Consider the following 24469-nt stretch of genomic DNA (forward strand, 5'->3'; position numbering starts at 1 on the left):
GCACGCACCGGTTCGGACGCGCCACCCCGCCGACGGGGTGGGGCCGCAGTCCGCTGCTGCCTACTTCGGCTGCGTCAGGTCGTAGAACGTGGTGTTGCCCGCCTTCACCTTGGCGTAGTTCTGCGTCACCCAGGAGCTGATCTTGGACGAGGTGCCCTCGCCTTTCCCGGGGCCACCTTGCGAACCGGCGAGGAAGTAGTGGATCTTGCCCTGCGCCACGTACTTCTTGAACTGGGCGAGGCTCGGGTAGGGGTCGGTGCCGTTGAAGCCGCCGATCGCCATCACCGGGAGCCCGGTGGAGAGTTGGTAGCTTGCCGCGTTCTGCGAGCCGATGGCCGCCGCGGCCCAGGTGTACGAGGCGGCGTTCTTGCGCAGCAGCGATTCCGCCTTCGCCGAGACCTTGCTGCCGTTGAGCAGCCCTCCCATTCCTCCGCCGGGGCCTCCGGCGCCGCCCGCCCGGCCCGCACCGTCCCGCGTGCCCTGGCCCTGCGCGCCGCCCTGCTGGGCTCCTGGCCCCTGGCCCGGACCCGCCATCCCCTGGCCCGGACCCGGCATCCTCTTGCCGCCGCCCGGCATCCCTTTGGCGCCCCGCATCCCGGGCGGGCCGCTCCGGCCGGCGGCGGGACCCGCGGTGACGATCGAGCCAGTGTGCGGCGTACCGACGGTGCTCAGCGTGTACGCCGCCGGCCCGGCGACCGCGGCGAGCAACCCCAGCGCCGCGACCGCCGCACCCAGCCTGCGCGGCAGCACGGTGGCCGCCAGCAGCCCGCAGGCCGCCATCAGACCGGCCACCAGCACGGTCCAGCGCAGCCACGGCAGCCAGTCCGCCGCCCGGCCCAGCAGTACGAACCCCCACACTGCCGTGCCCGCGACCGCTGCCGCCAGGACGGCGTTCCACAGGAAGCCGCTCCGCTCCCGCCACAGGGCCGTGCCCCCCATGGCCGCCACGGCCGCGAGATGGGGCGCGAGCGCGACGGTGTAGTACTCGTGGAAGATCCCGGACATGAAGCTGAAGGTCACAGCGGTGATCAGCAGCGAGCCGCCCCACAGCAGGAACGCGGCCCGGAGTGCGTCCGTACGCGCTGCCCGGCGGGTCAGCACCAGGCCCGCTACGAGGAACAGCAGCGCGGCCGGGAACAGCCAGGCGATCTGCCCGCCGATAGTGTCGCCGAACAGCCGCCCCAGGCCCGTCTGACCCCAGGCGCCTCCGCCGCCACCGGGACCCCGGCCGCCTCCGCCACCGCCGACGCTGCCGGTCTCGTCACCGGTGAGCCGGCCGAAGCCGTTGTAGCCGAAGGTCAGCTCCAGAAAGCTGTTCTCCTGCGAGCCGCCGATGTACGGCCGCGAGGACGCGGGCCACAGTTCCACGAGGGCGACCCACCAGCCCGCCGTGACCAGCGTCGCCAGCCCGCCGCACAGCAGTTGCCCGATCCTGCGGCGCAGCCGGGTCGGGCCGCACACCAGATACACCAGCGCCGCCACCGGCAGGATCAGCCACGCCTGCAATGCCTTGGCCAGGAAGCCGAAGCCGAAGCAGGCGCCCGCCAGCACCAGCCACCTGGTGCGGGCGTCCTCCATGGCCCGCCCCATGCACCACAGCGCCGCCACCATGAGCAGGCACAGCAGGGCGTCCGGGTTGTTGAAGCGGAACATCAGCGCCGCCACCGGGGTGAGCGCCAGCAGCGCCCCGGCGAGCAGCCCGGCGGCCGGTCCGGAGCGGCGGCGTACGGCGGAGTACAGCACGCCCACGGAGGCGACGCCCAGCAGCGCCTGCGGTACCAGGATCTGCCAGGAGCCCAGTCCGAAGAGCCGGACGGACAGGGCCATCGGCCACAGCGCGGCCGGTGGTTTGTCGACGGTGATGGCGTTGCCCGCGTCCAGCGAGCCGAACAGGAACGCCTTCCAGCTCACCCCGCCGGCCTGCGCAGCGGCGGAGTAGAAGGAGTTGGCGTAACCCGAGGCGCCGAGCCCGTACAGGTACAGCACCGCGGTGGCCGCCAGCAGCGTCCGGAACGCGGGGCCCTCCCAGCGCGGCCGTCCGGCCCGTCGGAGCCGTGACCTGGCCCGGAGCCGGTCGCTGAGGGGGGCCCGGCGTCCAGCGGCGGGATCTGCGCCCACGCGGGGCGCGTCCGCCGCGCTGCCGGAAGAGGTGAGGGTGCTCATGCTGAAGTCCGCTCTCTTTCAGATCCGTTGTGGACCGAACATCGCGGACCGCCCTGTCATCCAGCTGTGCTGAACCTGTGCGGCGGCTGTGGGCTCCCGCCTCACCCGGTGCCGTAGCGTCCTTCGGGTCCGTACCAGTCGACGCATACGACGAGGGCGTCGTCCTCGAGCGGGCCCTCGCCCCGGTGGCCGGCGAGATCGCGGAAGACCGCCCGTGCGACCTGGGCCGGTGGCAGCAGCCGGTTGGCGGTGAGGGAGCGGGCCAGGGCGTGGTCGCCGAAGGGCTCACCGGCGCGGGAGAGCGGCTCGTAGACACCGTCGGTCGCCAGCAGCAGCCGGTCGCCGGGCTGTACGCGGAAGTGCTCCGTCACGTAGGGGGTTTCCTCGAACATGCCCAGTGGCAGCTGTGCGTCGAAGACGAGACTGTCGACCTTGGCGTCCCGGCACAGCCATGCGCGGGGCGAGCCCGCCTCGACGATCTCCACCTCCCCGGTGGCGAGTTCGAACCGGAACAGCACCATCGAGACGTACGCCGAGCCCCGGTAGTGGGCGTACACGGCCTGATCGGTGAGGGCCGCCTGGTCGGCGAGGCCGAGTCCGGCGCGGCGTGCGTTGCGCAGCGCGCTGACTGCGAGGGTGGTCAGCAGCGCCGCCTCGACCCCCTCGCCCATGCCGTTGGTGACGGTGACGGTCAGGTGCTCGGCGGAGACCGACCAGTCGACGTTGTCGCCGGAGGCGGAGTAGGCGGGCTCCAAGTGGGCGCCCAGGGCGAACTCTTTGCGCCGGAAGGAGTGGCCGGGCAGCAGTTGCCACTGCATCTCGGCGGCGACGGTCAGCCGGGTGGCCCGGCGCGCCCGCTGATAGAGGTCCGTGTCCCGCTCGGCGACCGTGATCTCGTGGCCGAGAGCGACGCACAGGTCTCCCAGCTCCGGCAGCAGGCCGACGGCATGGGTGTCGCGGGGCAGGGTCACGGACAGCACCCCCAGCCGGTCGCCCCGTACGCTCACCGGCAGGTGCACCGCCACGGTGTTCGTCGCCCGGTCGGTCAGTACGACGGGTTCGGGGGCCCGCAGAGCCCGGCCCTGCGGGCTGTTGTGGACGAGGAGCGGCTCTGCGGTGAGCGGCACGGGCTCCACCACGTGCAGGGTGCGCATACCGTAGTCGGCCAGGCGCAACTCGGCGTCCACGGCGCCGTAGTGCTCTCGCAGTGCCTCTTTGACCACGTCCACCAGTGTGTGCGGGGCGGCGGTGCGCAGGGCCCGCTCGACCACGGCGAATCTGTTCACGTCTCCTGCTTCTCCGTCTGCCATGTGTGCAGCGGCCGGGCAGGGGGCACTGCTTCCCCCGCGGGCCGGATCCGTACATTATCGTCGCACGGAAACGTTTGCCGAATGACAACTGAGGCTCGTCAGGGCCTGGCCGACGGGGCGCCGATGCGGGCCTGTCGCGCGGAGTACGCGGAGGGATAAGCTCTTCCCGGCCCTTGACAGCGGCGAGGGAGCCTCGCAGAGCCGGGCGGCAAGAGTGCCGAACTTGTGGAGTGAAACGTGACGTCGACCCCCGCCATCGACCGGTTGCGCCGGTGCGGAGCGGCGCTGTGACGGGCGAGAACCCCCTTGGCCGGGGACAGCCGAGGCGCCGGGGCTCGCCGGCGGCGGCCGGGACGGCCGGTGAGGTCATCGAGCTGCTGGAGGTCCTGTGGGAGCACGGCCGCGACGCGGTCTCCTCCTCGCCCGTCTCCGCCTCACAACTCCGGGTCCTCTACTGCCTCGACCGTGACGAGGGCATGAACCTGCGCACCCTGGGGGAGATGCTGGGCTCGGCCCCCTCCTCCGTCAGCCGGTTGTGCGACCGCCTGCAGGCGCTCGGTTTCCTGGAGCGGCTGCCCAGTCAGGTCAGCCGCAGGGAGCTGGAACTGCACCTGACGCGCCAGGGGAGGAAGTACCTCAGCGATCTGCGCCTCCGTCGCGAGGAAGCCCTGACGGCGACCCTCGCGGCAATGCCGCCGAGAGCGCGCAGCGTGCTGCACGAGGGCCTCAGGGCCTTCCGTGACGCCGCCGAGGGCACCGCCCCGGCGCACCGGCTCAGCGCGCTGGAAGACCTGGACGACCGCTCCGCCTGACCCGGTCGCGGGTGGTTCGCGCGTGTTGTCGCAGACATGGACGGGCTGTGTGTCCGCGTAATTCAGGACAAATGACGGTAAACCATGCTGCATGACTCTTAAGCGTCCAGGGACGGGGGAGCGCGGTTCGCGGTTCGCGTTCCGGAGCGTTGCCGCGCAGGTTTTCGTACTCCAGTTGGCGATCGTGCTGCTACTGGTGATCACGGCAGCCGTGATTCTGGCCTGGCAGGCGCGCTCCGCAGACGTCCGCAGCGCGCGGGACCGCTCCCGGACATGTGCGGGCACGCTGGCCGTCTCGCCCTCGACGGCAGCCGCTCTGCAGTCACCCCGGCCCACCGAGAAGCTGCAGCCGTTGAGCGTGCAGGCCGGCCACGAGTGCGGGATCGATTTCGTCGCGGTGCTGAACCGGAAGGGGGTGCGGCTCAGCGACCCGATCCGGAAGCTGATCGGCAATCGGGCCTCCGGAGACTTCGGCCGGGCGCTGGCCGGTGAGTCGTACACCGAGCAGTTCGAGGGCGAACCCAAGGACTCCGTACGCGCCGTTGCGCCCGTACGGGACTCGAACGGCAAGGTGATCGGGATGGTCACTGCGGGGGTCGACTTCACCACCGTCTCGGCGCGGCTGAACCGGGAGCTGCCGTGGGTGGCGGTCGGTGCCGCCGGTGCGCTCCTTCTCGCGACGGCGGGTGCGGGACTGGTGAGCCGACGGCTGAACCGGCAGACACGCGGCCTGGGCCCGGCGGAGGTGACCCGGATGTACGAGCACCACGACGCGGTCCTGCACGCGGTACGCGAAGGCGTGCTGGTGCTCGACGGCGAACGGCGGCTGGTGCTCGCCAACGACGAGGCGCACCGGCTGCTGGGACTGCCCGACCAGGCCCAGGGGGAGCATGTCGAGGGCCTGCGGCTGGAGTCGAGTGTGGGGGAGTTGTTGTCCTCGGGCCGTACCGCCACCGACGAGGTTCATGTGGTCGGCGACCGGATGCTCGCCGTCAACCAGCGCCCGACCGGGCGGAACGGCGGACCCGCCGGCAGCGTGGCCACCCTGCGGGACACCACCGAACTGCGGGAGGTGGCCGGGCAGGCGGAGATCGCGACGCAGCGACTGGAACTGCTGTACGCGGCGGGGCTGCGGATCGGGACGACGCTCGACGTGGTGCGTACCGCCGAGGAGCTCGCCGAGGTCGCGGTTCCCCAGTTCGCCGATGTGGTCACCATCGACCTGCTCGATCACGTGATCAGCGGTAAGGAACCGCTGCCCGACCCCGCATCCGCCCGGGTGCGGCGTGTGGCGCTGCGCTCCGCCGTGGGGGAGACACACCCGCTCCAGCCGGTGGGCAGCAGGCCGGCCGTCTCGCCCGTCGTCTCTCCCACGGGCGGCGGTGAAGCGGTCGAGCCCGTCTTCGAACCGGATCTGTCCGCCGCAGCCGGCTGGCGCACCGTCGACCCGGAGCGGGCCGAAGAAGTTCTTCAGGCAGGCTTCCACTCGCTGATCAGCGTGCCGATGCAGGCGAGAGGAACCGTGTTCGGACTGACCAGTTTCTGGCGCCGGAACCAGCGGCCGTTCCAGCCCGAGGACCTCGCCTCGGCCGAGGAACTCGTCACCCGCACCGCGGTGTGCGTCGACAACGCCCGCCGCTACGCGCGGGAGCACGGCCTCGCCGTGACGCTGCAGCGCAGCCTGCTGCCGGGCGGGCTGCCGGAACAGAACGCCGTCAGCGCTGCCTACCGCTATCTGCCCGCACAGGCCGGGGTGGGGGGCGACTGGTTCGACGTCATCCCGCTGCCCGGGGCCCGGGTGGCGCTGGTCGTCGGTGACGTGGTCGGGCACGGGCTGCACGCGGCGGCCACCATGGGGCGGCTGCGGACCGCGGTGCACAACTTCTCCTCGCTGGACCTGCCGCCGGACGAACTGCTCGCCCATCTGGACGAACTGGTGGCCCGTATCGACCAGGACCCGACCCTCGGCCCGGAAACCGAGCCGGTCACCGGCGCGACCGTGCTGTACGCCATCTACGACCCGGCGTCCGGCCAGTGCCATCTGGCCAGGGCCGGTCACCCGCCGCCCGCGCTGGCGTGTCCCGACGTCACCACCGCCGTCCTGGACATCCCCGAGAACCTGCCGCTCGGACTGGGCACCTCTCCGTTCGAGACCCACACCCTGACTCTTCCGGAAGGCAGCCGTCTGGTGCTCTACACCAACGGGCTGGTCCAGGTCCGCAGCCGCGACCTCGACGACCGCATGGACATGCTGCGCGCCGCTCTCACCCGCGTCGACCACGGTCCTGAACAGACCTGCGCCGCCTTGCTGGAGGCCCTGCTGCCCGACCGGACCAACGAGGACCGGGACGACATCGCGCTGCTCGTCGCCGAGACCCGGCTGCTGCCGCCCTCCCGGATCGCCCGGTGGGAGGTCCCCAGCGACCCGGAGGCCGTCGCCCCCGTCCGCGCGGCGTGCATGTCCCAGCTCACCGAGTGGGGCCTGGAGGAGACCGCCTTCACCGCGGAGCTCATCCTGAGCGAGCTCATCACCAACGCCATCCGCTACGGCGCGCCGCCGGTCACCGTACGGCTGCTCTGCGACCGCTACTTGACCTGCGAGGTCTCCGACAGCAGCAGCATCGCGCCGCATCTTCGCCGGGCGACGACCGTGGACGAGGGGGGCCGCGGCCTGTTCCTGATCGCCCAACTCGCCCAGCACTGGGGCACCCGCTACACACCCGAGGGCAAGACCATCTGGGCCGAGCTTCCGCTGACGGCTACTCAGGTCCAACCGCCACTGGTGTGAGGCGGCCTGGGACGGTGCTCGCCCGTTGCGAGCTGCCGCCCCCCCGGCCTCGGCGGGCAAAAATTTTGCCTCACAGGCAAAAGGCGGAAAGACCCCCTGGCGTGCCTGCGTGCGCCCCGCGCTGACCTGGACCGGCGTCAATTCCTGCCGTTGCTGGAGGCGTTGTCACCACCGCCCGCGGAACTCGGGTTCCAGCCGAGCCCTTGACGAAGGTCCAGACCTTCGGCACCGTGCATTGCCGTGACGTGAGAGCGCTCACCCACCCCCCACTTCAGAGGAGCGCATGTCATGACTGCGTTGACCACGCCTGCGCGAAATCTTCCCGCATTGAACCGATTCGCGGCCACAGCCGTTGAGGCCCTTGCCACCCGTTCAGGCAGCCACTGTCTGCTGGTCGACAACGATGTCGCATTGACCGCCCCCGCCGTCTCCGGAGGTCCCGTCCGATGAGTTCCGTCAGCCGCCGCGCCCTGATCCGCGGAGCCGCAGCCGCCGCCGTCGCTGTCCCCGCTGCCGGGCTTGTCGCCCAACAGGCCAGTGCGGGCAAGCTCTTCAAGGAGCAGGCAGCCGCCGGCCTGTCACTGAAGATCGTCAACAACAGCGGCGCCTACGACAACGGGTCGATCCACCTCTACATCGTGGGCAACGACGGCAAGAACCAGTGCCGCGTCACTCCCGAGGGCGAACTGAAGCCGGTACAGCTGTCCGACAACGGTCCGGACGGCTACACCGACTACGCCATCCCCCTGACGGGCACCGAGACCACTCTCTCGCTGCCGGAGATGTCCGGCCGGATCTATGTCGCCTGCGGGGAGAAACTGAAGTTCAAGGCCGTCGGAGCCGACACCGGTGCGGCCCTGGCCTACCCGGCCGCCTGGGTCGAGTCGGACCCGAACTACCCGATCGTGCACGACTGTGCGGAGTTCACGTACAAGGGCGGCGCGATGTACTGCAACACCACCATGGTCGACATGTTCAGCGTGCCGCTGGGCATCGGGCTCAAGGGCGCCAAGGACCAGACCACCGGCACCCTCAAGCCGGGCGCCCGCGGCAAGATCTTCGAATCGGTGCGCTCCGTCGAGGCGTTCTCGAAGCTCGTCATCGACGACAAGCGCGTCATAGCCCCGGGTCACGGCATGGGCGCCGGCCTGTTCGCCGAGGACTACTTCGCCTCGTACATCGACGAGGTATGGGCCGCCTACCAGAGCAAGGACCTGAAGGTCACCACCAACGCGGGCACCTTCACAGGCCGCGTCAGCGGCGACAAGCTTTCCTTCACCGGCCCGGGGCAGGTGTCCTTCAGCAAGCCGTCCACCAAGGACGTCCTCTTCTGCGACGGCGCCCTCGCGGCGCCCAACGACGGAACGACCGGACCGGTGGCCGCGATCCTGGGTGCCGCCTTCAACCGCACCACGCTGCTCTCGACCCCCGAGCAGCCCACCACCGACCCCGCCGCCTTCTACCAGGGCGACGTCACGCACCACTACGCCAAGGCCATGCACGCCGCCACCGAGGACGGCAAGGCGTACGGCTTCGCCTTCGACGACGTGGCCGGTTTCGCCTCGTATATCGAGGACAGCGCAGCGACGGAGCTGAAGCTCACCCTGACGCCCTTCGAGTGACTGCTCCGGGAACGGCCGGCGCAGCGACCGTACGCACGTGCCCGTACCGGGCGTCGCCGAGGCGCGGGGGAACCGCGCCTCGGCGACGGGCGCGCTGCTCGGCATCGTCACCGGCGTCGGCGTCGGCGCGCTGTACGGAGCGTCCCGTGCCCTCCCGTGGCGCCCGGCGCTGCCGCCGGCCGCGCTGGTCACGGGCGTGAAGGCGATGGCCGGCTCCGATGTGCCGATGGCTCTGCTGAAGGTCTCGGACCCGCGTACCTGGCGGCCGGCCGACCGGGTGTCCGACCTGGTGCCGCAGCCTGCCTACGGCGCGGTCAAGGCGGTCGCCTACGACAAGGCGGTCGGCTACGAACTGACGGCTCCGCAGCGGTGACCCGCCGACCGATACGACCGATCCTGTGTCGGTGAACGTGTTTCAGTGAACGCCCTCGTCGGGCGGGCAGCCGACGGCCAGACCACCCGAGGGGAGGTCGGCGGCGTGTGCCAGTGGCCAGGGCGGGGGCAGCGCACTCCAGCCGTCCGCCGTCAGTGCAACGTCGGGGCAGTCGCTGTTGAGCAGCACCTGCGCTCCGTCCGTCACCAGCACCCCGGCGAGATTCACGCCGCGCCCGCCGCCCGGCGCGGTGGTGGTGTAGCGCCAGCGCAGCCGCAGGCCCGCCGGATACGGACCGGGCGGCAGCTGTGCGCGCACCCGCTGCCAGGTGCGCCCGTGATACCCCGACAGCTCGGTGCCCGGTACGGTGTGCCAGCTTCGGCCACCGTCCGTGCTGTGTTCCAGGACGAACAGGTCGGTGTCGTCGATGTCCACGAAAGCGTCGTAGCCGATGCGCAGCCGGCCGCGTCCGGGAGGCGGCCCGGCCGGATCGCGCGGCGGCCGGGCGGCGTGGCGTGGCGGAGCCGCCAGGAGCGGTCCGGTCGTCAGCGTGCTGTCGCTCCGTCCGTCGGCGTCCTGGCCGTCGGTCTCCTCACCCTCGGTTTCGTGGTCGCCGTTGATCTGGCCGTCCGGTGGGCCGGTGAACCATGAGCGCCCGCCCCCGGGTGCCCGTACCGGGATCGACCGGGCCAGTGCCTGGGCGAATGCGCGCCGTGCGGAGTTGGTCGAGGGAGTCACATCGAGGGGGTGCACCCGGTTGGTCAGCAGGATCGCGAACGACCGCGACTGAGGGTCGATCACCAGTGAGGTGCCGGTGAACCCGGTGTGCCCCAGCGTCCGTGGCGAGGACAGCGCGCCCATGTACCACGCCTGGTCGAGTTCGAAGCCGAGGCCGTGATCGTCCCCGGGGAAGCGGCTCGTGTAGTTCTTCTCCAGCAGGCTGACGGCGTGCGGGCCGAGGATCCGCCGACCCCGGTACGTACCGCCGTTGAGCAGGGCCTGGGCGAGCACCGCGAGGTCGTCCACGGTGGAGAAGACCCCGGCGTGCCCGGCCACGCCGCCCATGGCCCAGGCATTGTCGTCGTCCACCGAACCGCGCAGCATCCCGCGCTCGGGAGTGACCTTGTACGAGGTGGCGGCGATCCTGGGCCGCCAGGCGGCGGGCGGGTTGTACGCGGTGTCGCGCATCCGCAGCGGCTCGGTGATGCCCTCCCGTACGAGACGGTCCAGCCGTTGCCCCGTCACCTGCTCCAGGAGCAGCTGCAAGCTGAGCATGTTGAGGTCGGAGTAGCGGTACACGGTGCCGGGCCGGGCGAACGGCCGGGCCTGAAGGATCGCCTCCTTCCGCGCCCCCGGCCCGCCGCTGACCTCCCACAGCGGTGGACGGGGGTCGGCGGGCAGACCGGAGGTGTGGGTGAGCAGTTGCTCGACGGTGATGCCGCCCTTCCCGCCGGCGGCGAACGCGGGCAGATAGCGCGCTACGGGTGCGTTCAGCCGCAGCCGCCCGGCCTCGACCTGCTGTACGGCCACCAGCGTGGTGAACAGCTTCGAGAGCGACGCCAGATCGTAGATGGTGTCCGTACGGGCCGGTACCCGCCGCCCCGGCGGCAGCTCCCCTTGTTCCGTGTAGCGCACGGCGTAACCGCTCGCGTGCCGGGCGACGACGGCGCCGTCGTGTGCCAGCAGCGCGGTGGCGCCCGGGAACAGGTGATCGATACCGCGCTCCGGGTCGGTCCAGCTCGCGAGCCGGCGCTGAAAGGCGTCGATGGGTGCGGGGTCGAGCCCCACCTGCGTGGGTGCCGCGCGCCGCAGCACCGTACCGGCGGGCGCGAAGCCCCGCGCGGGCCGGTCGAATCCCCGGCTGACCCCCGGCCCGGTCGTCGCACCCGTGCCGCGGTCGTCGCTCGCGGTCGACGGCGGTACCGGCGCGAGCAGACCGGCCAGCGCGACGAGCACGCTCGCCGGCAGGATGACGTACGCAGCAACCCGCATGCAGCCCCCATCGCCTCTCACAGCTGTCGGAGACGGTCCCGCGACGACGAACTTACGCGCGCCGCACCGCGAGGCCCGGTACCGATGGGCATCCCGGGTGTGGCCCGTGCGCTGTCAGGGGCACGAGCGCACCGGCGCGGCTTGCGTGGCGACGAGCCCGGGCCGGACCCCGGCTGTACGATCGCGCTCGTCGCGATCACCCTCGCACCCGTGACCGGGGTGCGGAAATCACCGGGGCCCAGGGAGAGCAAGGGATGTTGATGCGCAAGTACCTCACGGTGGCCGCAGCCCTCGCGGCCGGTGCCGGTCTTGTCGGGGGCCCGGCAGATCCGGCCGGGGCACGGCAGGGAACCGAAGACGGCGCCGGGCACGAGAACTCGACGCGATGAACCGACGTCAGATGACCGGCGAACTGGTCCGGACGTGGGCCGAGTCGATCCTCCAGCAGGTGGCGGCACCGCCCGACGCCACCCTTACGGTCACCGCGCGTCCTGGCACCGGCGACATCAGTCCGCCGGAGCCCGGGACCGGGAGCCCCGAATCCGCTCTCGAATCCTCTCTCGAACAGATCTGGAACGAGGAGGGCGGTGCCCTCCGGCCCAATGACGCCGACGATGTCACTGCTGCCGCCGGGCCGACGGACATCGTGGCCACGCTGACCTTCGCCGACGGCTCGGCCGTCTCGGTGGAGCTGGCGGCGGGAACGCGGGAGACCGACGCCGTGGTGCTGCTGGCCGACCGGTTCCAGGACGCGGTCCTGGAGGAGACGGGCGGCACCCCCCGGCCCCCGTGCCCCGGACACGGCCACCCCGCCGTCGCCGCCGAGGTGGCCGGCGTCCCCAGATGGACCTGCCCGCACGGCATGGGCCGCACGACGCGACGGATCCTCCCGGACGTCGGTTAGGGCTCGCCCGGCCGATGTTGCCTCGCCTCACCTGTGCTGGGTAAGGGGTGCCCCTTCCTGACGCCAAGGCTGCGGGTGTTCCCCCAAGCTCTTCGAGCAGGGGGTACCCCCAGGGCGCAGGGTGGGCAAGCGCAGCCACCATGCCGGGTACGCAAGGTTCGCCGGACACACCTAGGGCGAATTCGAGTCCGGCGGCCGGGTCGAGGACGGGGCGGGGCGCAGGGGGGCGCCTGCAACGGGGCACTCGTACGGGCACGGTTCTGCTGCGGGGGCGGGCGGGCGCTCCTCGGTGGGCCGTTCCGCGGTGGGGGCCGGCGCCAGCACATCGCTGCGGATCGTTGCGAAGGCGAGGAGCGCACCGGCCACCGCGAGCCCCGCGGTGATCAGCATGGCGGTCCGGAAGCCGTCCGCGAAGGCTTGCGGGTCCTGGAAGTCCCCGCCGCCGATCCCGGCGAGTACGGGAAGTGCGGCGACGGCCGCGAGTTGGGCGACGCGGGAAACGGCGTTGTTGACGCCTGACGCGACGCCGGAGTGCTCGGAGGGCGCCGCCGCCAGCGCTGTCGCCGTGACCGGTGCGACCGTGATGGCCAGGCCCAGCCCGAAGACGAGGACGGCGGGCAGCACCGATGCGGCATAGCCGCCGACGCTGCCCTCACCCACCTCGATGCGGAGCATCAGGAGCATCCCGGCCGCCAGCAGCAGCGGACCGACCGTCAGCGGGATGCGCGGCCCGATGCGCTGGGCCAGCGCCCCGGCCCGCGAGGAGAGGGCCAGCATCAGCAGCGTCACCGGCAGGGACGCCGCGCCGGCGTACAGCGGGGTGTAGCCGAGTGAGGTCTGCAGGAAGACGACGAGCAGGAAGAAGACACCGCCCAGCGCGGCGTACACCACGAAAGTGACGGCGTTCGCGCTGAGGAACTGACGCGCCGTGAAGACGCCCGGAGGCAGCATCGGGCTGGGCGCACGCCGCTCCGTTCGTGCGAGGCCGATGAGCCCGGCGAGGCCGAGAACGAGAGAGGCGGCCGTCAGCCAGCCGGGCGACTCGCCGCGCGGCCCCTCGATCAGCGCGTAGGTGATCCCGGCCAGCCCGACGGTCGCCAGCGCCGCACCGCGTACGTCCAGCCGCCCCGTCGCTGCCGGGTCGCGGCTCTCCGGGACCCGGCGGGCGGTGACCGCGATGACGAACAGGCCGATCGGGACGTTCAGGAGGAAGATCCACCGCCAGGAGAACGCGTCGATGAGGTAGCCGCCGACGATCGGACCGAGCGCCGAGGCCACTCCGGTGAGCGCGGACCAGGCGCCGATGGCCGCGGGCCGGTCAGCGGAGCGGTAGGTCGCCTGGATGATGGCCAGGCTCCCCGGTGTGAGCAGCGCGGCGCCCACTCCCTGCAACGCCCTGGCGATGATGAGGATCCCGGCGGTCGGAGCCACCGCGCACAGCACGGACGGGATCATGAAGCAGACGACCCCGAGGGTGAAGACCCGCCTGCGCCCGTAGCGGTCCGCGAGGGAGCCGCCGAGCAGGATGAGCGCGGCGAGGGTGAGCAGATAGCCGTCGAGCACCCACTGGAGCTCCGACACATCCGCACCGACGTCCCGCCCGATCGCGGGCAGCGCCACGTTGACGACGGTCGCGTCGAGGAAGCCCATGGCCGAGCCGAGTACGGTCGCCAGGAGGACCCAGCGCCCGGTGGTGGAACGGAAACCGACGGTACCGGCGCCGGGCATCGTGTGCTGTCGCGCTGCCATGGTCGCTCTCCGCCTCCAGCCCTCTGCCGCCTCCCCGCAGCCACCTGCCGTTCCGCCGATCGTACGGGCGGAACCGGCGACGCCGGGTCAGGCGCCCCGGCCCGCTTGCCGCTTGCCGCTTGCCGCGTGGCCAGCGCACTGCAAGGCTGCTGGATGTCGTGACCCCGTCACAACGAAGCCGTCGTACGGTCACCACCCCTCTCGCACACTTCCCCCGCGTCACACCGTGAACGATGATGTCCGCCGACATCGGCGCAGGAATGCGGGGGAGTTCGGGATGGACAGGCGGGCGTTCTTGAGGGGTGCGGCTGTGCTGCCGGCGGCGGGGGTGCTGGCGTATGCGGGCGGCAGTGGCGTGGCCGCGGCGCAGGACGGAGCGCGCGCACGCGCCCGTACGCGGGTCGCGCCGCAGGACTGGATGGCGGCGCTGGGGGCTTCGACCCAGCTGCGCTCACTGACGATTCCCGGCAGTCACGACTCGGGGGCGCGGCACGGAGGGGCCTGGGTGGAGTGCCAGGACACCTCGATCGCCGAGCAACTGGCAGCCGGAATCCGGTTCCTGGACGTACGCTGCCGGGCCATCGACGGGGTGTTCGCCATCCACCACGGCGCGTTCTTCCAGCATCTGATGTTCGGCGACGTGCTGATCGCCTGCCGTGACTTCCTCGCTGCGCATCCGGGCGAGACGGTCCTGATGCGGGTGAAGGAGGAGTACTCGACCGTCGGCGACGAGGAGTTCCGGCGAATCTTCGATGTGTACCTGGACCAGAAGGGCTGGCGTTCCCTCTTCCGGCTCGACGGCACGCTGCCGACGCTGGGTGAGGCGCGCGGCAAGGTGGTGTTGCTCGCCGACAACGGCGGGCTGCCGGGCGTCCGTTGGGGAGACTCCGAGATCTTCGACATCCAGGACGACTACCAGGCGGAGCCGTTCGCCAAGTACCCGAAGATCACGGAGCAGTTCCGCGAGGCGGCGGAGCGCCCCGGCCCCTGCTACATCAACTTCGTGAGCACGGCCGCGGGGCTGCCGCCCGGCTGGAACGCGGACCGGCTCAACCCGCAGGTGCGGGAGTTCCTCAGCGGGCCCGAGATGGCCGGGCGGACCGGGCTCGGTATCGTTCCGATGGACTTCCCGCAGGCGGAGCCCGGCCTCATCGAAGCCGTCCTCGAGCACCAGCCCGGCGCGGTGTGATCTCCGCGATTCGGCGGCGTCCTGTCTCCGGATGGCGGCGAGGGGCACCAGCCGGTTCGGAGAGCGACGGCTAGCACCCCGGCCCGCTTCGGAGGGCAGCAGTAGGCCGTTGCCGGGTCAGTCCGGTACTGCCAGCGGGTCGGCGGTGAGCCGGACGGGCCTGGTGAGCGCCGTCTTGTAGGCGGCACGGTCGAAAACGTACGGCCCGATGGCAAGCTCACCCCACTGCTTGCGGAACGGCTGCCGGAAGGCCGACCAGGTGACGGTCCCGGCAGCGGTGGTGATGCGTGCCATCAGGGGCCAGCAGCCCCAGATGCCGCAGGAACAGCCGAGCACCACGGTGGAGCCGCTCGCGGAGTTCGCGAACTCCGGGTCCGGGTCACCGAGGAAGTGCCGTACGGGATCGTCGATCTCGGAGAGGGAGAGCCCGTCGTGCTGGGTCAGCAGGAATTCGTCCCGCTCGGCCGGGGTCTGCTCGTGGCCTTCCTGGGTCCACAGTGCCCGGGTCGCCTCGGCGACGCTCACCCGCAGGTCCGTCCCGTCGATACGGAAGCCCCACACGGACTCCTCGGGGCCTTGGGAAACGGACTCCTCCGGGCCTTGGTAAGCGGGGGCGGAGCTGGGGTAATTCAGGAACTCGATCTGCTGCATATCCGCCATCCTGATCCGCCGTCGGCATCCGCGCGACACCTTTTGGCTCCGGGCTGTACGGGGAAGGAGCTGCCTTTGGCCGGGTGCGCCGTTGTCCGCGCCGCTTCGGGCGCAGTCCCCGCCCGGGTGCTCAGGACGCGGACCAGCCCTACCCGGAGGGTGCCGTGCTCGGGCGGGCGCGGAGGTGGGTGCGTTCGCCCTGGCGGCCGAACAGGCTGAGGATCTCGACCGGTTCGGCAGCCGCGGCGCCGAACCAGTGCGGTACGCGGGTGTCGAACTCGGCCGCCTCACCCGGCGCGAGCTCCAGGTCGTGTTCGCCGAGGACGAGCCGCAGCCGTCCGTTGAGTACGTAGACCCAGTCGTAGCCGTCGTGGGTCTGCAGCTCGGGCTCCTGCGGGGAGCTGCTGGGCGGGATGACGAGTTTGTACGCCTGGATGCCGCCGGCCCGGCGGGTCAGGGGCAGCATGGTCATGCCGTGCACGGAGACCGGACGCAGATGGATGCGGGGGTCGCCGGTGGGTGGGGCGTCGACGAGTTCGTCGAGCGTGACGCCGTGCGCTTTGGCCAGTGGGAGCAGCAGTTCCAGGGTCGGGCGGCGGCTGCCGGACTCCAGCCGGGAGAGTGTGCTCACCGAGATGCCGGTCCTGGTCGACAGCTCGGCCAGCGTGGTGCCGCGCTGTCTGCGCAGCGCGCGGAGTCGGGGGCCGACCGCTTCCAGTGCGTGGTCCAGGTTGTCGTCCATGCTGCAACCTTGCCAGAGCGGCAACAACATTTGCCGCTCTCCGGGGTCGGCCCGCACGGTTGCCGTCGGAGGTGGTCATGGTGACCGAGGAGCTGAGAGACGGCTACGACGTGGTGGTGATCGGCGGTGGTGCCGCCGGACTGAACGGTGCGCTGATGCTGGCCCGGGCGCGGCGTTCGGTGGTGGTGATCGACGGCGGCGCTCCTCGCAACGCCCCGGCCGCGGGCGTGCACGGGCTGCTGGGCCACGACGGCGTCCCACCGGCCGAGCTGCTGGAGCGGGGCCGGGCCGAAGTCCGTCACTACGGCGGCCACGTCGTGCCCGGCGAGGTCGAGGCGGTCACCCGCGCGGAAGCCGGACCTGCGGGGCCCCACCGGGACGCCTCTCCCGCCCGAGGGGAAGCCGGGTTCGCCGTGGCACTGGCCGACGGCAGGACCGTACGGGCCCGGCGGCTGCTGGTGGCCACCGGGCTCCTGGACGAGCCGCCGGAGGTGCCGGGGCTGCGGGAACGCTGGGGCCGCGACGTGGTGCACTGTCCGTACTGCCATGGCTGGGAGGTCCGGGACCGGGCGATCGGGGTGCTGGCCGGCGGTCCGATGACCGTGCACCAGGCGCTGCTGTTCCGCCAGTTGAGCGCCGATGTCGTGGTCTTCTCCCACACCCTGCCGCCGCCGGCCGGCGAGGAGGCGGAGCAGATGGCAGCGCGGGGGATCCGTGTGGTCGACGGCGAGGTGGCGGCACTGGAGATCGTGCAGGACCGCCTGGCGGGGGTACGGCTCGCCGACGGCACTCTCGTCGACCGCGAGGCACTCGCCGTCGCCCCGCGGATGTCGGCACGCGCCGCCTTCCTGGCGCCGCTCGGACTGCGGCCGGTGCCGCACCCGGCGGGGATCGGCGAGTACCTTCCCGCCGACCCGACCGGCCGCACCGATGTGCCCGGCGTGTGGGTCGCCGGTAACGTCACCGAGCTCTCGGCGCAGGTCGGCACCGCGGCGGCGGCCGGTGCCGGTGCGGGGGCCCAGATCAACGCAGACCTCGTCGCCGAGGAGACCCGCCAGGCGGTCGCAGCGCACCGTGACCCGACCTCGCCCGCGGCAGAGGCACGCCTCGGCGAACCGGTGGCGGGGGAGCGCCGCCACGGCGTGTGATGTGCTCGGCCCGGCCGAGCCTTCGGGCCGGTGTCATCCTGGGCGGGTGGAGAGCGTGCAACCGCTGCTGACCGTCGGCCACGGCACGGCCGGGCGGGAGGAGCTGGCCCGGCTGCTGGACGACGCCGGGGTGCGGTCCGTGGTGGACGTACGGACCGCACCCGGCAGCCGGCGCAATCCCGACGCGCACCGCGAAGCGCTCCGCGAGTGGCTGCCCGAGCGGGGCATCGACTACCGCTGGGAGCAGCGGCTCGGTGGCTTCCGGCGGGCCGCGCCGGATGCGCCCGACACCTTCTGGCACAACGCTTCCTTCCGCGGATACGCCGGGCACACCCGCAGCCCCGAGTTCCTCGCCGCCATGGACGACCTGCTGCGCGACGCCGCGGAGATCCGTACGGCCGTGATGTGCGGCGAGTCGGTGTGGTGGCGCTGCCACCGGCGGCTGATCGCCGATTTCGCCGTACTGGCCCGCGGCCGGACCGTGCTGCACCTCGCCCACGACGGCCGCCTCACCGAGCACCCGCCCACCTCGGGAGCCCGGCTGCGGGAGGACGGGCTGCTGGTCTACGACGGGGAGCTGTAGCCCTCCCGCAGCCCACCTGCGGAGGTGCCCACGAGACGCCGTGCTCCCTTGCTCACTCCGGCGGCAGTTCCCCGGTGCGGGCGATGCCGGCGTACCAGGAAGCGCTGGATTTCGGGGTGCGCTGCTGGGTGTCGTAGTCGACGTGCACCAGGCCGAAGCGCTTGTCGTAGCCCCACGCCCACTCGAAATTGTCCAGCAGCGACCACACGAAGTAGCCGCGCACATCGGCGCCTTCCTGGATCGCCTGGTGTACGGCCTGCAGGTGGCGGTGGACGTAGGCGATGCGTTCGGGGTCGTGGAACCGGCCTTCGGCGTCCGGTACGTCGGGATAGGAGGCGCCGTTCTCCGTCACGTAGAGCGGCGTTCCCGGGGCCTCGCGGTGGAAGCGGAGGAGCAGTTCGGTCAGGCCGCCCGGATCGATGCTCCACCCCATGGCCGTCCGGTTGCCGGGCGGCTGGTGGAAGGCGACCCGGTCCGCACCCGGCCAGGGCGAGTGCTCGCCGCCCCCGTGTCCGTCGTTGCGCTCCGGTGCGGCTCCGGCCGGTGCCGTGGAGACCACGGTCGGGGTGTAGTAGTTCACACAGATGCCGTCCAGCGGCTGGTGGGCGAGGGCCGGGTCGCTGTCCCGTACGAAGGACCAGTCGGTGAGGTGGGCGGTGTCGGTCAGCAGGTCCTCGTCGTATCTGCCGTGCAGCATGGGGCCGGTGAAGACGCGGTTGGCCAGCGCGTCGATCCGGCGGGCCGCTTCCTGGTCGGCCGGGCTCCCGGTACGGGGGCGTACGGCGGCCGGGTTGAGGCTGACGCTGATCCGGGCGCTGTCCGGGAGGGCCGCCCGCAGCGCCTGGACAGCCAGGCCGTGGCCGAGGTTGAGGTGGTGCGCCGCACGCAGCGCCGCGACGGGGTCGGTACGCCCCGGCGCGTGCACCCCGGAGCCGTAGCCGAGAAAGGCGCTGCACCAAGGCTCGTTGAGGGTGGTCCACATCGCGGCGCGGTCGCCGAGCGCCTCGGCGACGATCGCCGCGTACTCCGCGAAGCGGTACGCCGTCTCGCGCTCCGGCCAGCCCCCGGCATCCTCCAGCTCCTGGGGCAGGTCCCAGTGGTAGAGGGTGAGGACCGGGGTGATGCCCGCGCCGAGGAGTTCGTCGGTGAGTGCGCGGTAGAAGTCGAGCCCGCGCTGTGCGGCGGGGCCGCGACCGGTCGGCTGGATGCGGGGCCAGGAGACCGAGAAGCGGTAGGCACCCAGGCCCAGTTCGGCCATCAGCGCCGCATCGTCCCGGTAGCGGTGATAGTGGTCGCAGGCCACGTCCCCGGTGTCGCCGCCGGCCACCTTGCCCGGGGTGTGGGAGAAGGTGTCCCAGATGGACGGGGTGCGGCCGTCCTCCCGTACCGCGCCCTCGATCTGGTACGCGGCGGTGGCAGCGCCCCACAGGAAGCCGGCGGGGAAGCGGAGAGGTGCGGCGGTGCCCACCGCGGTGTCAGCCTGCACGGATGTCATAGGAGCGCTCCCATAGTTTGTGCGTGGTTTGTGCGGGCACAGCTGTGCCCTGGTTCGTCGTGGTGCCGGGGGTGGGGGAGAGGGGAGCCGTGAGGAAAGCCGCCCCACACGACCTCCCTCACGGCTCCGGCCGTGCGGCGCCGGGTTCCACGCCCCGGACCGCACGGGATCGGGTCAGCCCTTGACGGCTCCCTGCATGACGCCGCCGACGATCTGCTTGCCGAACAGGGTGAAGGCGACCAGCAGCGGCAAGGTGCCCAGCAGGGCGCCGGCCATGATGACGGACTCGTCGGGGATGTACCCGCGGCCGAGACCGGTCAGAGCGACCTGGACGGTGGGGTTGTCCTGGGTGAGCGCGATGATCGGCCAGAAGAACTCGTTCCAGGCCAGTACGAACGTCAGCATGCCCAGCACGGCCATCGCGGGCCGGGCCACGGGGAAGACGACGTGCCACACGATCCGCAGACTGTGCGCGCCGTCCACGCGCGCGGCCTCGATCAGCTCGGTCGGCAGCGCGTTGACCAGATACTGCCGCATGAAGAAGACGCCGAACGCGTTGACCATCATCGGCAGGATCACCGCCTGGAGCTGGTTGGTCCACTCCAGTTCGGCAATCGCCATGAACAGCGGTACGACGCTCAGCTGCGGCGGCACCATCATCGTGCCGATCACCATCATCAGCAGCGCGTTCTTCGCGCGGAAGCGGAGCTTGGCGAACGCGTATCCGGCGAGCGTCGCGAACAGCACGGTGCTCAGCGCGATGCTGCCCGCCACGAACGTGGTGTTGAGCAGCGCCTTGCCCATGTTCGCGTCCTGCCACGCAGTCGTCATGTTGGTGAACAGATTGCCGCCGAACCAGAACGGCGGCGGCGTCTCGGCCAGCCGCTGGTTGTTCCGGGAAGCGGCGATGGCCGTCCAGATCAGCGGGAAGAGCGAACCCGCCGTGAAGAGCAGCAGGATGCCGTAGGTGATCCGCCCCGCGTGCAGCTGGCGGCTGGCACTGCCGGCCCTCCGGGTGGCCCTGCCGGGAGCGGGACCGGCGGCCCTCCCGGTGGCCGCTTCGGTGGTGGTCCCGGCGGCCGTCGTGGTAGCCGTACGGGTGCGGCGCCGGGCCGTGGTCGGCAGCATGTCCCGCCCCCTTCAGTGGGTCTTGGTGAGACGTCGGGCGATCAGCCAGTTGACCAGGCCGATCACGATGAGGATCAGAAACATCGTCCAGGCGATGGCGGAGGCCCGGCCGAGCTGGAAGTCGAACCAGCCCTGTTCGTACAGATAGAGCCCCAGCGTCTGGTACTGGTGCGAGCCGCCACCGGTCTGCGAACCGCCGAACAGCAGCGGTTCACCGAAGAGCTGGGTGGCCCCGATGGTGGAGACGACCACCGTGAACAGGATCGTCGGCCGCAGCGAGGGGATGGTGACGTGCAGGAACTGCTGCCAGCGGTTGGCTCCGTCCAGCGCCGCGGATTCGTACAGGTCGTCCGGGACGGCCTGCATCGCGGCGAGGTAGATCAGCGCGTTGTAGCCGGTCCACCGCCAGATGACGATGGACGAGACGGCCAGCTGCGAGGTCCAGGTGCCGTTCTCCCAGTCGATGTGATCGACGCCGATCAGCCCGAGCCCCCAGTTGATCATCCCGTAGTCGCGGCCGAACAGCATCGTGAACACCAGCGTCGCGGCGGCGACCGAAGTGGCGTACGGAGTGAGCATGGCGACGCGGAAGAACGTCGACCCGCGCAGCTTGTAGTTGAGCAGATGGGCCAGGCCCAGGGCCATCAGCAGCTGCGGCACCGTCGACAGCACGCCGATGGTGAAGGTGTTCTGCAGCGCGTTCCAGAAGAAATCGTCCTCCAACAGCCGGGAGAAGTTGCGCATCCCGACCCACTCCATACGCGTGGGGTCGTGCAGCGAGACCCGGTGCAGCGACGCCCAGCCCGTGTACAGCAGCGGGAAGAGGCCGAAGGCGGCGAAGAAGAGGAAGAACGGTGCGATGAAGGCGTAGGGGCTCCACCGGGCGTCCCACCGGTGGCGGCGGCGCCCGCGGGGCACCTCGGAGCGCCTGCGGGGCCCCTTGGAGCGCCCGCGGCCGCTGTCCGCCGGAACGGGACGCCCGGCTGCCCGGACGCGGGGGAGCGGCTCAGTCCTCGACGACGTCATCGATCTTCTTCACCGCGGCGTTCCAGCCCTCCTCGGGCTTCTTGCCCTGCTGTTCCACCTGGAGGATGCCGATGTCGGAGATGGTCGTCTTGATCACTTGGTCTTTCGGGCCGAGCGGGATGGTGGGAATGCCCTCGGCGGCCTTGGAGAAGATCTCTCCGATGGGTGCCTGGTCGAAGTACGGGTGCTTGGCGCCCTCGACCTTGGGGAGCGCGTAGGCCGTCTTCGAGCTGGGGAAGCTGGCCTGCTTCTCGAACAGCTTGGCCTGCTGCTCGGGCGCGGTGAGCCACTTGGCGAGCTTGACGGCTTCCTTCTCGTTCTTGCCGCCCTTGGGGACGGTCAGGAAGGAGCCGCCCCAGTTCGCGGGCTTCGGCGCCGCTGCCACATCCCACTTTCCGGCGCCCTTGTCGCCGGCCTTCTCCTTGATGTAGCCGAGCATCCAGGGTGGGCAGATGACGCTGGCGAAGTCGCCGTTGGCGTACGCCTGGTCCCACGCCTTGTCGAACTGCTTGAGCTTGCCGGTCATCTTGCCCTTGACGGCCCGCATGGCCAGGTCCCAGGACTCGCGGACGGCCTTGCTCTTCTTGTAGATCAGCTTGCCGTCGGCGTTGTAGTACTTGACCGGGTAGCTGGAGACGGCCCCGTTGTACAGACCGGCGGCACCGTCGGTGAACGTAGTGCCCTTGGGTGCCGACTTCATGTACTTCTCGCCGGCCTCGACGTACTTCTCCCAGTCGCCCGACCACAGCTTGCCGACCTCGTCCCGTTCGCCGGGCAGCCCGGCCTTCTCGAACAGGTCCTTGCGGTAGCAGATGCCCATCGGGCCGATGTCCGTGCCCAGGCCGACGACCTGGCCACCCTCGGCCTTCGCCTGGTTCCACTTCCAGTCCAGCCAGTCGGACTTGCGTACTCCGTCGACCTTGGCCATGTCGACGAGCTTGTCCGAGTGCAGACCTGCGACCTCGCTGATGTTGTCGACCTCGACGGCCTGGATGTCGCTCAGCCCGCTGTTGGCGGAGAGGTGGTTGAGCAGGGCCGGGTAGTAGTCCTCGTTGCGTTCCGTCGAGTTCTCTTTGATCCGGATGTTCGGGTGGAGCTTCTCGTACTCGTCGTAGAGGCCGGCCTGTTTGTAGCCGAAGACGCCGAACACCCCCACCGAGACGGTGGTCTTGCCGTTGCCGCTGTCGGAGCCGCCGCTGTCCTCGGCGCACCCGGCGAGTAACCCAGCCCCCAGCACGGCCGCGAGGCCGTAGGTGACGGGCCGGCTGCGGAGTGGGCTCCGCGTGGTTCTCTTCCTGGTCGTACGCATGGCTGTGCCGTCCCTCCCGGACCCGCGTGAAGCAGGAAGCCGCTCCCGGCGCAGTTGTGTATGGGAGCGCTCCCATCGATGCGTTGCAGCATGCGCGAGAGGAGGCCGTACGTCAAGAGTTGGGCCGAGGGAGCGCTCCCGGAGCCGAATCGGCCCCGATGTAGTTCAATGGGCCCGACACTCAAGAGCGACCCACGGACGACGGCGCCCACCAGGGCGGGAACTGCGCCCACCAGGGCAGGGGAGAAAAGGAGGACGCGTCCATGCCAGCAGCCCGCGCGGAAGGCGCCGGGAGGCCCGGGTCGGCGAAGTCCGGGCCGGCGAAGTCCGGCCCCACCCTGGAACAGGTCGCCGCGCGTGCGGGCGTCGGCCGGGGGACGGCCTCCCGCGTGATCAACGGCTCCCCGCGGGTCAGCGAGCGCACCCGTGCCGCGGTCCAGGCCGCCGTGGCCGAGCTGGGCTACGTCCCCAACCGTGCCGCCCGGGCGCTGGCCGCCGGAAGCATGGACGCCATCGCCCTCGTCGTACCCGAAGGGGAGAACCGGCTCTTCGCCGAGCCCTACTTCTCCGAGATCCTGCGCGGAGTGAGCACCGAGCTCGGCGACACCGACATGCAGCTCCTGCTGACCCTCATCCGCGACCAGCGGGGGCGCGAACGCTTCGCGCAGTACGCCGCAGCACACCGCGTGGACGGCGTACTGCTGGTGTCGGTGCACGGCGACGATCCGCTGCCCGACCTGCTGCGGGACGTCGGTATGCCCGCGGTGCTCAACGGCCGCCGCTCACACGACGAGCAACTGTCCTACGTCGACTCGGACAACCTCCTCGGCGCCCAGATTGCCGTCGAGCATCTGCTCGGGCGGGGGCGCCGGAAGGTCGCCACCATCACCGGACCGCTGGACATGTACGCGGCCCGCTGCCGGCTCGACGGCTACCACGAAGCGCTCCGCGCGGCAGGAGGGACGAGCGACCCGTCGGCCGAACGTCTCGTCGTACAGGGCGACTTCACCGAGGAAGGCGGGCACCGCGGCATGCTGGAACTGCTGAGGCGGGACCCGGAGGTGGACGCGGTCTTCTGCGCCTCGGACGTGATGGCCGCCGGTGCCCGGCTGGCGCTGCGGGAAGCCGGGCGGGACGTGCCGGGGGACGTGGCGCTCGTCGGCTTCGACGACTCGGCCGTCGCCCGGCACATGGATCCGCCGCTGACGACCGTACGGCAGCCGATCGAGGAGATGGGGCGCGCCATGGTCCGGATGCTGCTGGACCTGATGGCCCGCGCCCAGGACACCGGGGAGCAGCACCGCCCCGGAGGCCGCGACGGTACGCCCGACCGGTCCCGCCTGGTGCTTCCCACGGAACTGATCCGGCGCGGCTCGTCCTGACGGACGGCGCAGGTCCCTGGGCGATCGCGGCCACCGGACCCGAAGGCTCCCTCGAGCCCAAGCCCGCGAGGGAATGCGGAACGTCGTCGGTCCACCCGGCTCA

20 protein-coding genes are annotated in these 24469 nt (G+C 71.3%); 10 read left to right on the plus strand and 10 right to left on the minus strand.

Annotated features, from left to right (window positions below; all coding sequences use genetic code 11):
* Window positions 1-60: 60 nt before the first annotated feature.
* Together ACTWP9_RS16525 and ACTWP9_RS16530 are read right to left on the minus strand one after the other, a co-directional pair.
* On the minus strand, window positions 61-2163 hold the full coding sequence (locus ACTWP9_RS16525; RefSeq protein WP_443246912.1) for a glycosyltransferase family 39 protein: 2103 nt from the start codon (window positions 2161-2163) through the stop codon (window positions 61-63).
* A gap of 101 nt (window positions 2164-2264) precedes the next feature.
* On the minus strand, window positions 2265-3449 hold the full coding sequence (locus tag ACTWP9_RS16530; protein WP_443246913.1) for a PP2C family protein-serine/threonine phosphatase: 1185 nt from the start codon (window positions 3447-3449) through the stop codon (window positions 2265-2267).
* Between the two features lie 311 nt (window positions 3450-3760).
* Between ACTWP9_RS16530 and ACTWP9_RS16535 the strand changes: the two genes are divergently transcribed.
* From ACTWP9_RS16535 to ACTWP9_RS16550, 4 genes are all read left to right on the plus strand, one after another.
* A complete protein-coding gene (locus ACTWP9_RS16535; protein WP_443246914.1) occupies window positions 3761-4285 on the plus strand; it encodes a MarR family winged helix-turn-helix transcriptional regulator in 525 nt (174 codons plus the stop codon).
* A gap of 91 nt (window positions 4286-4376) precedes the next feature.
* Complete coding sequence (locus tag ACTWP9_RS16540) at window positions 4377-7073, plus strand: SpoIIE family protein phosphatase (RefSeq protein ID WP_443246915.1); 2697 nt, start codon at window positions 4377-4379, stop codon at window positions 7071-7073.
* Between the two features lie 446 nt (window positions 7074-7519).
* Window positions 7520-8695: a glycoside hydrolase family 64 protein gene (locus tag ACTWP9_RS16545; protein ID WP_443246916.1), complete on the plus strand. Its 1176-nt coding sequence runs from the start codon at window positions 7520-7522 to the stop codon at window positions 8693-8695.
* Between the two features lie 37 nt (window positions 8696-8732).
* Window positions 8733-9068, plus strand: coding sequence for a hypothetical protein (locus ACTWP9_RS16550; protein WP_443246917.1), 336 nt, complete (start codon window positions 8733-8735; stop codon window positions 9066-9068).
* 42 nt (window positions 9069-9110) lie between these two features.
* Here ACTWP9_RS16550 and ACTWP9_RS16555 read toward each other — a convergent pair whose 3' ends face one another.
* Window positions 9111-11060, minus strand: a complete 1950-nt coding sequence (locus ACTWP9_RS16555) for a serine hydrolase (protein ID WP_443246918.1) — start codon at window positions 11058-11060, stop codon at window positions 9111-9113.
* Between the two features lie 254 nt (window positions 11061-11314).
* Here ACTWP9_RS16555 and ACTWP9_RS16560 point away from each other — a divergent pair, with 254 nt between their 5' ends.
* Together ACTWP9_RS16560 and ACTWP9_RS16565 are read left to right on the plus strand one after the other, a co-directional pair.
* On the plus strand, window positions 11315-11449 hold the full coding sequence (locus ACTWP9_RS16560; RefSeq protein WP_443246919.1) for a hypothetical protein: 135 nt from the start codon (window positions 11315-11317) through the stop codon (window positions 11447-11449).
* Entirely contained in the window at window positions 11446-11964 is a 519-nt protein-coding gene (locus ACTWP9_RS16565) for a hypothetical protein (RefSeq protein ID WP_443246920.1), read from the plus strand. Before ACTWP9_RS16560 ends, ACTWP9_RS16565 begins: the two co-directional genes overlap by 4 nt.
* 171 nt (window positions 11965-12135) lie before the next feature.
* Here the strand turns inward: ACTWP9_RS16565 and ACTWP9_RS16570 are convergent, their stop codons facing one another.
* A complete protein-coding gene (locus ACTWP9_RS16570; protein WP_443246921.1) occupies window positions 12136-13713 on the minus strand; it encodes a DHA2 family efflux MFS transporter permease subunit in 1578 nt (525 codons plus the stop codon).
* 277 nt (window positions 13714-13990) lie between these two features.
* On the opposite strand from ACTWP9_RS16570, the gene ACTWP9_RS16575 reads away from it, so the two are divergent.
* A complete protein-coding gene (locus ACTWP9_RS16575; RefSeq protein WP_443246922.1) occupies window positions 13991-14902 on the plus strand; it encodes a phosphatidylinositol-specific phospholipase C in 912 nt (303 codons plus the stop codon).
* 117 nt (window positions 14903-15019) lie between these two features.
* Here ACTWP9_RS16575 and ACTWP9_RS16580 read toward each other — a convergent pair whose 3' ends face one another.
* On the minus strand, window positions 15020-15553 hold the full coding sequence (locus ACTWP9_RS16580; protein WP_443246923.1) for a hypothetical protein: 534 nt from the start codon (window positions 15551-15553) through the stop codon (window positions 15020-15022).
* A 148-nt stretch (window positions 15554-15701) separates the two neighbouring features.
* On the minus strand, window positions 15702-16295 hold the full coding sequence (locus ACTWP9_RS16585; RefSeq protein ID WP_443246924.1) for a helix-turn-helix domain-containing protein: 594 nt from the start codon (window positions 16293-16295) through the stop codon (window positions 15702-15704).
* A gap of 77 nt (window positions 16296-16372) precedes the next feature.
* Here ACTWP9_RS16585 and ACTWP9_RS16590 point away from each other — a divergent pair, with 77 nt between their 5' ends.
* Together ACTWP9_RS16590 and ACTWP9_RS16595 are read left to right on the plus strand one after the other, a co-directional pair.
* Window positions 16373-17443: an NAD(P)/FAD-dependent oxidoreductase gene (locus ACTWP9_RS16590; RefSeq protein ID WP_443246925.1), complete on the plus strand. Its 1071-nt coding sequence runs from the start codon at window positions 16373-16375 to the stop codon at window positions 17441-17443.
* 46 nt (window positions 17444-17489) lie between these two features.
* Window positions 17490-18026 carry a DUF488 domain-containing protein gene (locus ACTWP9_RS16595; RefSeq protein WP_443246926.1) on the plus strand — a complete coding sequence of 179 codons (537 nt, stop codon included), beginning with the start codon at window positions 17490-17492 and terminating at the stop codon, window positions 18024-18026.
* Window positions 18027-18078: 52 nt separating this feature from the next.
* Here the strand turns inward: ACTWP9_RS16595 and ACTWP9_RS16600 are convergent, their stop codons facing one another.
* The 4 genes from ACTWP9_RS16600 to ACTWP9_RS16615 all read right to left on the minus strand — a co-directional run bounded on the left by ACTWP9_RS16600 (window position 18079) and on the right by ACTWP9_RS16615 (window position 22984).
* A complete protein-coding gene (locus tag ACTWP9_RS16600; RefSeq protein WP_443246927.1) occupies window positions 18079-19521 on the minus strand; it encodes a GH1 family beta-glucosidase in 1443 nt (480 codons plus the stop codon).
* 174 nt (window positions 19522-19695) lie between these two features.
* A complete protein-coding gene (locus ACTWP9_RS16605) occupies window positions 19696-20649 on the minus strand; it encodes a carbohydrate ABC transporter permease (protein ID WP_443246928.1) in 954 nt (317 codons plus the stop codon).
* Between the two features lie 12 nt (window positions 20650-20661).
* On the minus strand, window positions 20662-21675 hold the full coding sequence (locus ACTWP9_RS16610) for a carbohydrate ABC transporter permease (RefSeq protein ID WP_443246929.1): 1014 nt from the start codon (window positions 21673-21675) through the stop codon (window positions 20662-20664).
* Window positions 21656-22984, minus strand: coding sequence for an ABC transporter substrate-binding protein (locus tag ACTWP9_RS16615; RefSeq protein ID WP_443246930.1), 1329 nt, complete (start codon window positions 22982-22984; stop codon window positions 21656-21658). The genes ACTWP9_RS16610 and ACTWP9_RS16615 overlap by 20 nt, the downstream gene beginning before the upstream one ends.
* Window positions 22985-23247: 263 nt before the next feature.
* Between ACTWP9_RS16615 and ACTWP9_RS16620 the strand changes: the two genes are divergently transcribed.
* Complete coding sequence (locus tag ACTWP9_RS16620; RefSeq protein ID WP_443246931.1) at window positions 23248-24366, plus strand: LacI family DNA-binding transcriptional regulator; 1119 nt, start codon at window positions 23248-23250, stop codon at window positions 24364-24366.
* Window positions 24367-24469 lie beyond the last annotated feature (103 nt).

Source organism: Streptomyces sp. 3N207 (genome assembly GCF_052246355.1).
Lineage (GTDB): Bacteria > Actinomycetota > Actinomycetes > Streptomycetales > Streptomycetaceae > Streptomyces.

What these genes read in the sequence shown, in the direction of transcription:
- ACTWP9_RS16600 (WP_443246927.1), bottom strand. Translation starts at nt 19,521, where the DNA reads ATGACATCCGTGCAGGCTGACACCGCGGTGGGCACCGCCGCACCTCTC.
- ACTWP9_RS16590 (WP_443246925.1), top strand. Translation starts at nt 16,373, where the DNA reads ATGGTGACCGAGGAGCTGAGAGACGGCTACGACGTGGTGGTGATCGGC.
- ACTWP9_RS16565 (WP_443246920.1), top strand. Translation starts at nt 11,446, where the DNA reads ATGAACCGACGTCAGATGACCGGCGAACTGGTCCGGACGTGGGCCGAG.
- ACTWP9_RS16585 (WP_443246924.1), bottom strand. Translation starts at nt 16,295, where the DNA reads ATGGACGACAACCTGGACCACGCACTGGAAGCGGTCGGCCCCCGACTC.
- ACTWP9_RS16545 (WP_443246916.1), top strand. Translation starts at nt 7,520, where the DNA reads ATGAGTTCCGTCAGCCGCCGCGCCCTGATCCGCGGAGCCGCAGCCGCC.
- ACTWP9_RS16555 (WP_443246918.1), bottom strand. Translation starts at nt 11,060, where the DNA reads ATGCGGGTTGCTGCGTACGTCATCCTGCCGGCGAGCGTGCTCGTCGCG.
- ACTWP9_RS16620 (WP_443246931.1), top strand. Translation starts at nt 23,248, where the DNA reads ATGCCAGCAGCCCGCGCGGAAGGCGCCGGGAGGCCCGGGTCGGCGAAG.
- ACTWP9_RS16575 (WP_443246922.1), top strand. Translation starts at nt 13,991, where the DNA reads ATGGACAGGCGGGCGTTCTTGAGGGGTGCGGCTGTGCTGCCGGCGGCG.
- ACTWP9_RS16605 (WP_443246928.1), bottom strand. Translation starts at nt 20,649, where the DNA reads ATGCTGCCGACCACGGCCCGGCGCCGCACCCGTACGGCTACCACGACG.
- ACTWP9_RS16580 (WP_443246923.1), bottom strand. Translation starts at nt 15,553, where the DNA reads ATGCAGCAGATCGAGTTCCTGAATTACCCCAGCTCCGCCCCCGCTTAC.
- ACTWP9_RS16525 (WP_443246912.1), bottom strand. Translation starts at nt 2,163, where the DNA reads ATGAGCACCCTCACCTCTTCCGGCAGCGCGGCGGACGCGCCCCGCGTG.
- ACTWP9_RS16560 (WP_443246919.1), top strand. Translation starts at nt 11,315, where the DNA reads ATGTTGATGCGCAAGTACCTCACGGTGGCCGCAGCCCTCGCGGCCGGT.
- ACTWP9_RS16615 (WP_443246930.1), bottom strand. Translation starts at nt 22,984, where the DNA reads ATGCGTACGACCAGGAAGAGAACCACGCGGAGCCCACTCCGCAGCCGG.
- ACTWP9_RS16610 (WP_443246929.1), bottom strand. Translation starts at nt 21,675, where the DNA reads ATGACGTCGTCGAGGACTGAGCCGCTCCCCCGCGTCCGGGCAGCCGGG.
- ACTWP9_RS16540 (WP_443246915.1), top strand. Translation starts at nt 4,377, where the DNA reads ATGACTCTTAAGCGTCCAGGGACGGGGGAGCGCGGTTCGCGGTTCGCG.
- ACTWP9_RS16570 (WP_443246921.1), bottom strand. Translation starts at nt 13,713, where the DNA reads ATGGCAGCGCGACAGCACACGATGCCCGGCGCCGGTACCGTCGGTTTC.